Origin of the sequence: Silvanigrella paludirubra (genome assembly GCF_009208775.1) — a bacterium.
Classification (GTDB): domain Bacteria; phylum Bdellovibrionota_B; class Oligoflexia; order Silvanigrellales; family Silvanigrellaceae; genus Silvanigrella; species Silvanigrella paludirubra.
Map to the genome: position 1 here is coordinate 73,165 of NZ_WFLM01000005.1, position 13,398 is coordinate 86,562.

At 27.7% G+C, this 13,398-nt stretch carries 10 protein-coding genes; 3 read left to right on the forward strand and 7 right to left on the reverse strand.

The window, feature by feature from the left end; genetic code table 11:
* The 3 genes from GCL60_RS13670 to GCL60_RS13680 are packed head-to-tail and all read right to left on the reverse strand — an operon-like array spanning position 1 to position 3,388.
* Positions 1-681: a cyclase family protein gene (locus GCL60_RS13670; RefSeq protein ID WP_153421237.1), complete on the reverse strand. Its 681-nt coding sequence runs from the start codon at positions 679-681 to the stop codon at positions 1-3.
* Positions 674-1,573 (reverse strand): NAD-dependent epimerase/dehydratase family protein, encoded by a 900-nt coding sequence (locus GCL60_RS13675; protein ID WP_202614032.1) that lies wholly within the window; start codon positions 1,571-1,573, stop codon positions 674-676. The genes GCL60_RS13670 and GCL60_RS13675 overlap by 8 nt, the downstream gene beginning before the upstream one ends.
* Before the next feature lie 48 nt (positions 1,574-1,621).
* Positions 1,622-3,388, reverse strand: coding sequence for an ATP-binding cassette domain-containing protein (locus GCL60_RS13680; protein ID WP_161998217.1), 1,767 nt, complete (start codon positions 3,386-3,388; stop codon positions 1,622-1,624).
* Positions 3,389-3,881: 493 nt separating this feature from the next.
* Here GCL60_RS13680 and GCL60_RS13685 point away from each other — a divergent pair, with 493 nt between their 5' ends.
* Complete coding sequence (locus GCL60_RS13685) at positions 3,882-4,583, forward strand: class I SAM-dependent methyltransferase (protein ID WP_153421240.1); 702 nt, start codon at positions 3,882-3,884, stop codon at positions 4,581-4,583.
* 13 nt (positions 4,584-4,596) lie between these two features.
* On the opposite strand, the gene GCL60_RS13690 is transcribed toward GCL60_RS13685, so the two are convergent.
* The gene (locus GCL60_RS13690; protein WP_153421241.1) at positions 4,597-5,580 is read right to left on the reverse strand and encodes an NAD-dependent epimerase/dehydratase family protein; all 984 of its coding nucleotides are present in this window, start codon (positions 5,578-5,580) and stop codon (positions 4,597-4,599) included.
* A 471-nt stretch (positions 5,581-6,051) separates the two neighbouring features.
* Positions 6,052-7,062, reverse strand: a complete 1,011-nt coding sequence (locus tag GCL60_RS13695; protein WP_153421242.1) for a class I SAM-dependent methyltransferase — start codon at positions 7,060-7,062, stop codon at positions 6,052-6,054.
* Positions 7,063-7,985: 923 nt separating this feature from the next.
* Between GCL60_RS13695 and GCL60_RS13700 the strand changes: the two genes are divergently transcribed.
* On the forward strand, positions 7,986-8,819 hold the full coding sequence (locus GCL60_RS13700; RefSeq protein ID WP_161998218.1) for a TylF/MycF/NovP-related O-methyltransferase: 834 nt from the start codon (positions 7,986-7,988) through the stop codon (positions 8,817-8,819).
* Between the two features lie 5 nt (positions 8,820-8,824).
* On the opposite strand, the gene GCL60_RS13705 is transcribed toward GCL60_RS13700, so the two are convergent.
* The gene (locus tag GCL60_RS13705) at positions 8,825-9,997 is read right to left on the reverse strand and encodes a DegT/DnrJ/EryC1/StrS family aminotransferase (protein WP_153421244.1); all 1,173 of its coding nucleotides are present in this window, start codon (positions 9,995-9,997) and stop codon (positions 8,825-8,827) included.
* Entirely contained in the window at positions 9,942-11,549 is a 1,608-nt protein-coding gene (locus tag GCL60_RS13710; RefSeq protein ID WP_153421245.1) for a Gfo/Idh/MocA family oxidoreductase, read from the reverse strand. The genes GCL60_RS13705 and GCL60_RS13710 overlap by 56 nt, the downstream gene beginning before the upstream one ends.
* Positions 11,550-12,071: 522 nt before the next feature.
* On the opposite strand from GCL60_RS13710, the gene GCL60_RS13715 reads away from it, so the two are divergent.
* A complete protein-coding gene (locus GCL60_RS13715; RefSeq protein ID WP_153421246.1) occupies positions 12,072-13,394 on the forward strand; it encodes a glycosyltransferase in 1,323 nt (440 codons plus the stop codon).
* Positions 13,395-13,398: the final 4 nt, after the last annotated feature.

Below are 13,398 nucleotides of genomic sequence, written 5' to 3' on the forward strand. Positions count from 1 at the left end.
TTAAACTTTTGCAATAATTGTTACTGGAGCGCCATCTCCATTTTCAATTCTTAAAGGAAGGCTAACTACTATAGAAGGAGTTTTTTGACACAATGGCTCAAAATTCGCATCTTCAATTATAAGTATTGGATTATCATTTTTTAAAAACTCTTGATGAACCTTTCTTCCCAATTGGCGGTTAGAAAATGAAGAAATAGATATAAAATCAAGCGCTATAGTGGTTAAAAATGGGAAACGAGTTCTCAAAAATGCAGCAACTCCTTCAGAAACAGGAACTCCTATTGTTGAGTAACGAATATCATTATTTCTAAAACGTGAAATTCCAGTTCTAATTAAAAGTAACGTTATGTTATTTGAAATAAAATTAATATTACCTTTAATTTTTTCAACATCTAAAGTATCACCAAAATTTAAGTTTAAATTAATGAAGCCTATGTCATTATGTATAAATGAATTTGGTTGATAATCGGTTACAATTTTACCAAAATGATCGAAATGATTTGGAAAATCATAATGAGTTCCTATATGATTTGATGCTGTAAATTCATATGAATTACAAGAATCTCCTAATTCCATATTTCGAATTCTTGTCAACTGAATTCTTTTACCTTCCCCATAAGGTGGACAACTTTCACCCCATACATGAGATAAAAAAACCCAATTTCCTAATGAATTATCCATTTTCTGAAAAACCTTCTAAATGAGATATTTCTTGAATACAATCTAGAATGCCTTGTCCTAAATCAACAAACTCATTAATCATTATTTTTTTACCAACCTTGGAACTATAAGAATAAGGCGTCATAGTGTAATGAGCATTGGAATCACAATTATTAAAATCTAAGGAAATTCTACCAGGTAACATCTCTGAAATCATTTTCATGATGTCCCTAATTTTATAAGACTGAGTACCTGTCAGAATTAAATGTTTATTGCTATATTTCTCATCCTCTAAAATATTTACACTCATAATAGCTGCATCTACTGCATGAATATACTCTCTAAATTCATCCCCGGTTCCCGAGTAAGAAATGGAATTTTCTTTTAATGCCTGATAAATCATTCGAAAAATTGCATTTCTCTTATCCGCTCTTCTTCCATAAAGTGAACCATATCTTAGAATTGTAAATGGAAGAGAATATCTTTCCCAATATAATTCTGTAAATTTTTCGGCAGATTGTTTTGTTGCTCTATAAAATGATCCTGATTCACTGTAAACATATATTGAACTTGCAAAAACAAATCTTTTTATTCCATTTATTTTTGAAGCTTCTAGAGCATTTAAATTTCCAATAATATTTAGCTGAGCTGCCTTTTCAGGCTCATCAATAGCTTCATTTATATCAGATAAACCTGCAAAATTAAATACAAAATCTTTGTTTTCACATGCTTTAACTAGTTCTTCTTTTTTTAAGATATCTCCAATAATTAAGCTTTGAGAAGGTTGAAGAAACTTTGAAGGTTTATTATCAAAAATAGAAACTTGATATCCTTTATTTGTTAACTCATCGGCAACATGACTTCCAAGAAAGCCAGCACCTCCAATAACCAATACATTTTTATTATTTATCACAATAATATTCCTAAAATTAATATTTAATCAAAAAAATATTCAACAAATTTATAGTTTCACAATTTCATCTGCGTATCTCATTATACCTTCTCTATGAGAAACTAAAAGTATTGTACAATATTTATTTAAACTTTTTAAACTTTCGGAAATTTCTAACTCAGTTTCAAGATCCAAATTTGCCGAAACTTCATCTAAAATAAGAATACAAGGCTTATTTAAAATTGCCCTTGCCAAACATAATCTTTGTTTTTGCCCTGTTGATAGCCCCGAATGATCCTCATTAATAAAATAGTTCAATCCAACGTCATTTATAAAATTATCTATTTTAGCAAGTCTTATAGCGTTATCTATATCTTCTTGGGTAGCTGATACCATAACGCCATATAACAAATTATCTAGAATTGAACCTTTGATTAAAAAAGGTTCAGAACCAACATATCCTACTCGATTTTGAGAATTTTCAAAAAACTCTTTTGGCTCAATCCCATTCAGCAAAATCTTTCCAATACTTGGTTTATATAAGCCTAATATTAAGCTTAATAAAGTACTTTTACCAGATCCACTGGATCCAATGATCGCACATTGTTTACCTGAATGAACCGTTAAATTAAACTTTGAAAATATTTCTTTAGCATCACGGGAATAAAAATAATGCATATCAATTATTTCTATTTTTGGAGATATCATGGAAGATTGAGACAATTGAGTATCTGTATTTCTTTTATTTAAAGATAATTGAGAAGATTCTGATTTTAAATTTATATTATTTTGATTTTTAAAAAAACCAAAAAAATTAACCTCTGTTTTTGATTTATTAAAATCCTTAATATTAATGTTATCAAAAAAATCTAAAGACAATTTAAACTGCTCAAAGTATGTGTTCATTTGTCCTAATGCCCCTAAAACAGATGAAATATTTTGGACAAAACGAATAAATAAATAAATAAAAGAAAGAAGCACAACTCCCGGAATTGGAAATAAAATAGTAGCAGTGTAAATAATAACAATTAATAAAAATATGCCAAGAAATGAAGTCAGCGTGGTAACAAAAATATTTAAAAATGACGATTTAATTGTCAGCGATGAATAATTCATAGCAGAATTTAATAATTCATTTTCTTCAACTTTATTTTTTTTCATAACATTTATAAAAAAAATATTACGAGATACTCTTTCAATTCCTGAATTTAATTTGTACATTTCACTAGGAATTTTTTTAGAAACCAGCTTTACTTTTTTATTAATATATATAACAATTAAACCAACCATTAACATACCTATTAAACTAAAAAATAAGCAGGTAAAAGAAAGTTTAAACATAAAAAATAGGAGTATTAAACATTGAATAGAATAAGATGTAAAATTCATAAAACAGGATATAAAATAAGAAAACTTTGGAGCCAATTCAGATATTTGAAAATGAATTTCAGAAGAACTTGCCAAATTTCTTTTTCCAAAAGAAATTAAATTCATAATTGAAAGAGATTTAAATCTCAGATTAGAAACTTCGAGAACATAATTTGCACCATGCTGATTTAATACTGAAAACACAAATCTAATAAATCCAATTGACAAAAGTAAAATTAAAAAAATATTTGTTGATATATTTTCAACTTTAATTCCAAAAAACATTTCTTTCAACTGAATCATTCCAAGAGATGCTAAAAAAAATTGGATTAAAATAGCAATATTAATTTCAATTATTCCTAGCATAAATGAACTTATAATACTTATAATCATCCATTTAATAATACTACTATTAAAAAAATTACCTAATATATTCAATCGAACTAAAAAATCTTTAAACTGTTTCATTTTATTCATTCATTTTTAACTTATATAATAAATTTTATAAGCTCTAAGTAAAAAATATATTTAACGCAATAGTATAACATTATTCTTGTTTTTGTCAACTTTCACAAACTCTTTCTAAAACAAAAATTACTATCAATTCGTTTTTTTAAAGATGATCATCTTATTTCAATTACTTACAATTTTTAAAGGGATGAAAATATTTTATTTACGAATATTTGTCAACACTCATGTTATGTACTTTATCAAAATTTTATAATTTCATCGACCTTATTATGAGGTTGACGAAATTTTTTCAATAAATTTAACTTCGGCATTCACAAATGTAGTATATTCTAAATTAGTCGCAAGAACAATGAATAATACAATCTTTAAGTTTAATCTACTTGAATTTTATAAAATTATAAGAATAATAGGGATGTGATTAAAATTTAGATTGTTTTATGGATACATTCTGAAAATAACTTAAGTTTAAAAATATGGAGATAAGAATATTTTGGAAAACAATAATATAAATCAAGAAAATTTATTAATAAATAAAGACTTAATTATAAATCATCAGCAATTATTTCGAGATGACAAAGGAACTATCAAACCAATGCTTTCAACACTAGAAGGCATTTCTTTTCAAGAAAGTCCTCTAGACTTTTTCATTTTATTGGCAAGATATAAATTTGCAGCTCGTTTTATTAAGAAAAATCATTCTGTTTTAGATGCGGGTTGTGGTCATGGCAACGGCAGTGTTTTTTTGAGCAAATTTGCAAAAGAAGTAAAGGGAGCTGATTTTGATCAAGACCTAATAAACTCAAATTCAGAGCAATACAAATCAATACCTAACTTATCCTTTTCAAGAATCAACTTACTAGATGTAAATGATTTTAATACTTTTGATGTCGTTGTTTCAATGGATGTGATAGAACATTTCACTAAAGAACAAACAGAAATTGTTGCTTCAAACTATGCAAAACTTACATCTGACAATGGCTTTGCCATAATAGGGACTCCAAATATAGCCTCACAACCATTCGCTTCAAAAAGACGCATTGAATCTCATATTCATGAATTTGAACCACAAGAATTCGAAACTTTATTAAAAAGACATTTCAAAAATGTTTTTTTATTTTCGATGACAGACGAAACCGTATCAACAAGCTTTTCGAAAATGGCCTGGTACCTTATGGCTATTTGCACTAAATAAAAAATACTTTTATTTAGTGCAAATAAAAGAACCAGTCCTTCGTTGCTGTTTTAATTTGTTCAGAATCCCAAACAGTTGCTGTTTTCCAGTAATCTATATGCTCAATCATTGACTTCACACCATCTTCAAAAGATACTTGAGGTGTCCAATTTAATAATTGATTACTTTTTAATATGTCTGCATGAGTAATGTCTGGCTCACCCGGTCTTTTTGGAATATATTCAACATCTCCTTGCAATAATTCAACTAAATTATTTATTGATTTAGGTTTTCCACTTCCTATATTTATTACTTCACCACTTAAATTTGATTGGCTTGCTTTTATAAAGGCTTCAACAACATCACTTACATAAATAAAATCTCGTTTTTGATTGCCATCACCCACAACAGTATAAGGTTTTTGAGCAAGCTTTTGAGCAAGAAAAACGCCAAAAACAGCTCCATAAGTCCCGTTTGTCCTCGATCTTGGACCAAATACATTGAATAATCTCAATGAAACTGTAGGTAATTTATAAATTTTTTCCCAATGTAAAACACACTGTTCTCCAATATACTTAGTCAATGCGTAGGGATATTGAGGATCAGTCATAGATAATTCATTTGTTGGCACAGAAGATGAAATGCCATAACAACTTGAACTTGCTGCATATACAAACTTTTTTATTTTAGCTTCTACTGATTTAATCAAAACATTAACTGTAGCATCTACATTAGATTTGTGATATTCAAGAGGTCTTTGTATAGATGGCACAATATCAGCTAATGCAGCCAAATGAAAAACATTATCATATCCATCAAAACTTTCTATTGCATTAAACTCACTCAAATCAACATTTTTTACTAATAGATTGGGATTGGATATTACAGAAGCTAAATTTTCTCTTCTACCATTTGAAAAATTATCTAAAACTAACACACTGTGACCAAGCTGCAGTAATTTAGTAACTAAATGACTACCAATAAAACCTGCTCCTCCAGTAACAATTGATTTTTTCATTTTGCTCCCATCATTCTATTTAACTTAGCTGTTTATTCAATAATAGATATAAAAACACAAAGTTTACATAATATTAAAAAACTAGAATTCCTATAATCTTTTAATCTATAAGTTTGAATGCTCTTTAAGAGCTTACAACTCAAAATTACCAGAATTTAAACTCTATACAGTACTTCATATGCTAAGATATATATACTTTCAAGTGATGAACGATAATGCCCTATTTTATAAAAGCCGAAAATCTTACTTAAATTTAATTAAAAATAAATTTCTATTTTTTGGATATTTTAATTTTAATTTATATATAAAATTAGTTATTTTTACGGAAATTAAAATTTAATTTGATATTATCTTTTAAATATAAAATAAATTTCAGAAAATACATTACAAAAAAAAAGATAACTTTATATTTATAGATTTAAAAAAAACTAAAATTTTTATACTTAAGATTTACCTTAGAAATAGAAAAAATTAAGCCGGTGTAACAATGAAACTTACATGCGAGCTAAGTAAATTTTCCTGCAGAAATTTTTGAAAATTATTTCTAACATTAATTTCAGAATTACATAACATATTTGTGAAACGATCTGAAATTAATGAAGGGTTTTTAATGTAAGCATTTCTAACTATATCGAGATCTAATTTTCCAGGTGTCTTAAAATCTAAAACTTTTAATCCAGCTCTTTCAATGAGAACTTTTAAACCCTTAAAAGAAAGTAAATTAATATGGTGAGGAGGGTAAATACTATTTGAATTCTCCCAAAGCGTTTGAAGATCAAAACCAGAACACGTGAGTGTTGTAAATTGAATTATTCCACCTTTTTTTATAATTTTTTTTGCTGAAGTTAAAAAAAGGAAAGGATTATACAAGTGTTCAATAACCTCAAATGAAGTTGCATAATCTATAGAAATCTCATCATAGTCAATATTCTCCATTGTTTTTTCTAAAATTTTAAATCCTTTTTTACGACAATCATTTGCTAGAGCCGGTGAAGGCTCAATTCCTAAAATATTATTAAAAATGTTATGTCTGCCTAGCTCTTCCAATAATATTCCATATCCTGAACCTATATCACAAAATGATAGATTATTACTTGAAGATAAAAACTTTTTCACATTTTCTATAATCTCATTTGCCTTCGGGCGTATCAAATACTCTCTTCTAGCCTCAGCAGTATTTTTAAAAAAATGGGTACTCCAATATTTTACAGATGAGCCATTTTTATAAAAAGTATTTATCATATCTTCACTGGGGCGAGGCGATAGATATAAAGATAAGCAATCTAAACAAGTCTTATATTCAAAACTGTGTTTTATAAAAGAAATTTCTTTTCTAGTTGACAAACAAGCCGGACAATCTACTTCAATATATTTTTCTTTTTCATGAAAAAAACTTGAAATATCTTCTTTAGCTAGCTCAAGGTATTTATTAAAAATCTCAGCTGGACGAATGTTTTCTTCGTTAAATAAAATTTTATCCATTTATTGCTCCTAATTTTTACTGCTTGCTTTAATCCTTAGGTCGAGGTCTTAATCATACACTTAAGCAATTAATAAAAAAAGTGAAAATGTGTTATAAAATTATAATTATATCTCTTTCCCCAATTTTATCTTCAAATTGGCAAATTTTCTCTTGAATTAAATAATATAAAGATAAATCTAAAATTCTAATTTAAAATATTTTATAAAAACATAGTTTATGCTAATTTTTTTTAAATTTATGTCGAAAAATCTAAATTTTACCAAAAGAATTCAAAAATAAAAAAACGATTTCAATGATTTTTTTTATTATGAGTTTCTTTAATTTGTTAAATTAAAGAAACTCTATATTTTGATTTTATTCAATTAAAATGTAGAAATTTTTACTCAAAAATAAGGTTTATAATAATAATGAATAATATTGATAGAAGTAAAAACTTAAATTAATAAAGAAAATTCCAAGAGATTGGATCTAAATCAAAATATTTAATTTTAGCAATATCATAAATCAATTAAACTCTATAAATTCATCCAAAAATAAATTATCGTATTGAAGTATCTATTTTTATTTTTACTAAAGGACTGATTGTAACCCCATTTCAAGTTGACACTTTCTAACAAGAAAAGGAGGATTAATGGATAAATTAAAATCGGTAAAGAAAAGATTTGAATATCACGAAAAAAGAGCAGTATTTGACTTTGGATCAAATATGGGCTAATCGATCACTTTCAATAAATCATTTAAAATGAATCAAAAATTTATTCGTTGAAAAATGTCAGAAAATTTTAGGACTTATTGCCTAGAAGTGATATAATGCGGACGAAAGTTAATGAGAATTTATTGTTCTTATTTAATATTAATTTTAAAGTATAATTATTTAAAATGTAATTTACGATTTATACACCAAAAAGAAAGAGTACAAAATATGTCTAGTAACAATTTAATCATAATTAAAAAAAAACCTATATTAATAAAATTCATTTCTTTATTTAAAAAACCTCGGAATGAAATTAAAAATATATTAAAAAATAATATCCTTCATTATATAAATACAATTATCCTTTCTAAGCCTCATCTTTTAGATTTTTCCATTTCTTACCAACCCGACAGTCAAATTTATTATAAATCTTATCCTGACTTTCCTATATTATTTAAAAAATTTACTCAGTATAATAAAATAAATAATGGAGGTGACACCCCAAGATTATGGGCATTTATTTTAAATATTAATCAAATTATAGAAGAAAATATTGAAGGTGATTTCGCAGAATTAGGTGTTTGGAGAGGAAATACAGCATCTGTACTCGCACATATAGCATCAAAATATAATAAAAAAGTATATTTATTTGATACATATGAAGGATTCGATGTCCGTGATTTAAAAAATATAGATTCTCAAGCGAGTCAAAGTGATTTTAGCGACACATCATTAAGTCTTGTCAAAAATGTGATTGGTGAAAACATAAAAAACTGTGAGTTTATTAAAGGTTACTTTCCCGAATCTATTCAAGACAAACATAAATCAATAAAATACTCTGTAGTTAGTTTAGATTGTGATTTATACGAGCCAATGAAAAAAGGACTTGATTTTTTTTACCCTTTATTATCAAAAGGAGGACTTCTTTTATTACATGACTACTCCAGCAAATGTTGGTCAGGAGCTAAATTGGCTATTGACGAATTTTGTAAAGAAAATAACCAATTTGTTATTTTAATGCCTGATAAATCTGGAAGCGCTTTTATACGTAAGTCTCAGTGATAATATTAGTTACTATTTAATAACATTTTCAAATATTCAGTAACATATAAAGCACTTTTTTCATCAATATAACCGCTCATTGGTAAACTTAATACATCCTCTGAAAGAACGTCACAGATCTCCAAACTTTGTTGACCAGCAACTGGATATGTTTGATAAGCTTTTTGCAGATGTAATGGTTTTACATAATAAATCATTGAAGGAATTCCAAAAGCTTTTAAATCGGTCATAAGTTTTGAGCGATTACATTTTTTAGGCAATCTAATTGTGTATTGAGCCCAAACAGAACTCACATTTTCTAACACATGAGGGATTTGAACAATATTTTTTAATTCTTTATTGTATAAGTCAGCAATAAATTGTCTGTGTTCAATTTCTTTATTAAAAATCTTTAATTTTTCTATTAAAATAGCTGCTTGAATTGTATCTAATCTTCCATTCATACCAATTCGCACATTATCGTATTTATCTGTTCCTTGGCCATGCACGCGAAGTGACTTTATAATAGCAGCAATTTCATCATCATTTGTGAAAATAGCCCCCCCATCACCATAACAACCTAATGGTTTAGCTGGAAAAAAACTTGTAGTTGCAATTTCACCAATATTACCAACATATTTATCTTTATATTTTGCTCCAAAACTTTGCGCACCATCAGCTAATATCCATAAATGATATTCATTAGCAATTGCTTGAATGGCATCATAATCTGCAGGTTGCCCAAAAAGATCTACTGGTATAATTGCACTCGGTCTTAACCCCAACTTTTTTGCAGTATGAATTCCGATTTCTAGACTTCTTGGATCCATGTTGTATGTATCTGGATGTGAGTCAATAAATATTGGTGTTGCTCCCGTCCAAGCAACAACTTCCGCAGTTGCAGCAAATGTAAAACTTGGCACAAAAATAGCATCACCTGGCCCAACATTTTTTGCCATTAAAGCAATACCAAGCGCATCAGTGCCATTTGCACAGCTAATAACATGCTTAGCTCCACAAAATGAGCTAAGTTGTTTCTCTAGCTCATGGACTTCTGGTCCCATAATATACTGACCATGATCTAAAACTTTTTGAATTGCCAAATCAACATTTGAGCGAATAAGCTCTTGCTGAGTTTTTAAATCAATGAAAGGAATCGACGGTATTTGATTGAGTATCTGGTTTTGAGATTGATTCATTGTTTATGATCTCTTCTAAATAGCCTTTGTGATTAACACTATAGCGACGACCTTCTTTAGGACATATGAGATCATCACCAAGTTTTTCTCCTGCATGACTCATCCATCCAATTTGTTTCGCCGCGTTGCCAACAACTAAAGCATGTGGTTTAATATTTTTAGTAACAACAGCACCTGCGCCAACAAAACAGTAAGCGCCAAGTCGAACACCACATACGATTGTAGCATTCGCACCAATTGTAACGCCTCTTTCTACATATGTTAACCTAAACTCATCTTTTCTTTCTATTTCAGCTCTAGGATTATGAACATTTGTAAAGACACAAGAAGGTCCGCAAAATACTCCATCTTCTAGAATGACTCCTTTATATAGACTTACGTTATTTTGGATTTTGCATTTATTTCCAATAGTAACATCAGGACCTATCATTACATTCTGACCAATGACACAATGATTACCTAATTTAGAACCTTTTAAAATATGAGAAAAATGCCAAATTTTTGTATCATTTCCTATTTCACAACCGTCATCAATCAAAGCAGATTCATGCTTATAAAATGGCAAATCTTCATTTATTACATTAGTAGCTGATTGAGTTTTTAATGACTTTTGAGCTGCTTCTAATACCTGAAGGACTCGAATTCCTTCAGAAGAATCTGTTCTAGGTACTATTTTATTTTGAATACAATCTATAAAATGTTCACATTCAATCTTTAATGGCTCAGAACTTACTAAATTAATTTTTGTCGCCTCAGATTTTGATGGCTGAGGAAAACCGTCAACCCAATTTATTTGATTAGGATATATTGTTAATTTATCATTCCAAGATAAACTATCATCGAAAACAGCCATTCCACGCTCACCAATTACGACTAATTTTTGTTCCTTAAATGGATGAAGCCATGAAACAAATATATGAGCATGAATACCATTTTTAAAGGTCATATGAGTAGTTGTCACATCGTGAATATTTGGATTTAAATGACATGATCCTGTAGCGTATACTTTATCAGGTAAAGAGCCTGCGAGGCCTAAAATCATAGAAATATCATGAGGAGCAAAACTCCAAAGAATATTTTCTTCATTACGGAATTTTCCAAGATTTAATCTATTTGAACAAAGATACTGAAGTTTTCCAAGGCTACCTTCAGATATTAATTGCTTTAGCTTTAAGAAAGCAGGATGGTACTGAAGCAAATGACCTACCATCAAGATTTTTTTTGATTTTATAGCTAACTCATGAAGATTTTGAGCATCTTCTATTCTAAGTGATATTGGTTTTTCAACAAAAACATTTTTACCTGCAAGCAAAGCTTTTTTGACCAGAGCAAAATGCTGAGCCGCAGGAGCCGCTATAACAACTCCATCAACATCACTTTGCAACACTTGATCAAAAGAAAGTGAAGGGACATTATATTTTTTTTGCATTTCATCCGCTAATTCGGAATGAGAATCACATACAGAGTCTAAAACTCCAAGATCAAAAAAATTCCGAACAAGATTTTTTCCCCAGTACCCACATCCAACTACCGAAATTTTTATATTGCTCATATGTTTTAACTTTATCCTTAAAAGGTTTATCATATAATCAAAAGATTTTATATATCAACAATCAAATCTCTTTTCATCTAGAGGATATACTTAATATACCCAATTTGAAAAATAAAGAGACAAAGTGACTGAATCGAGGCAACTAGCTAAAATTTTAGATTTTATAAATATCATGATACAAATATTTATATTTTAATATTCTCATAAATTTAATTCAATAACTCCAATTTTAAAAAGTTCAAATTGGTATTAAAAAACATCTTGCTTCTTAATTATGAAAATAATGTGCAGATTATCAAATAACTTAATAATAAATTCATTCACCTTGATTTATTACAAAAATCGTTGCATATTGAAAATTTTATTTAATAAGCTAATCTATATTAGCCCCCCTTCCTTGTAAAAAGTAAGCCTTAGAAGTTGCTTATTATTATCATAATCTGATATTTTTATTTGACAGCGAAGTTTTATTTAATACAATATTTCTTCATTTTACAAATATTCGTTCATAGGTCAAAGCTAATGAAAATTGTTTTGGTAACATTGTTTTTTCCTCCCACTAACTCAATCGCTTCTTTAAGACTTTATTCATTTGCAAAACAATGGGAAAAAGAAGGACATGAAATAACAATTATAACTTTCCCTAAAAATGATAAAGATAATTATGATTTAAACTTAGATATTAAAAACTTTAAAATAATTGAAATGTATTCTATATTTAATTCAATACAAAATTTCTATAGAAAAAAAATTAAAAAAAACTTCACTTCAAACGTAACATCAGCTTCTACAAATAAAAATAATTATATAAGCACCCTCAAAAATAGATTTTTGAACTTTATTAAAAATAAATTTATCCAAATATCTCATAAAAAGGGGATCCTAGGAATATATCGAATGCCAGATCCTAAGGATTTTTGGATTCGTAAAGCAAGCAAATTCATAACAAATGAAATAAAACCTGATTTAATTGTAAGCTCATGCGGACCATATTCAACTCATTTAGTAGCTTATTTCGCAAAAAGAAAAAATAAAAATATAAAATGGATTGCTGATTACCGTGATTTATGGACCTCAAATCCCTTCTATTCTGGTATTTTTCCATTCAATAGAGTAGAAAAAATTATTGAAAAATATATTTTAAAAAAGGCAAATTTAATTACAACAGTTAGCCATGGCTTAAAGAATGAACTTGAAATCATGCTTGATCAAAACGTTTATGTTGTTGAGAACGGGTTTGATGAAGATGATTCAAAAAATATTTCTAATACACCTTTTTACCCTAATGATGACATAATTAGATTAATTTACACAGGAACTATTTATGAAAAATATTATCAATCTATTGAATTATTATTCAACTTAATCGCAGAATCTGTTAAAATAAAACCCTTGTTAAAAATAAATTTAATATTTTACTCAAAATATTCACCTACATTAGAAAGTCTTATTAAAAAACATAATTTAAGCAATTATGTTTTTCAATCAGGTTATTTATCAAGAGAAGAATGTCTTATGGCACAAAGAGATTCTACTATTAATATTTTATTAGGCTTGAATGATTATAAATTTAATGGAGTTTTATCTGGAAAAATATTTGAGTATATATATTCAAAAACACCAATTTTATGTATTAATTATAATACAAATTCAGAAATTTTTAAGATTTTTAAAGACACAAATGCAATATACACAAATATTAATAGCATTAATGAATTTAGCTTATTTAATAAAAAATTACTAGAATATAAAAGCATAAATAAAAAAGAATTTAGCGAAAATGAATTTCCCTATTCAAGAGCAACTTTAGCTTCAAATTTATTAAAAAAAGCTTTAACAACATAAAGTT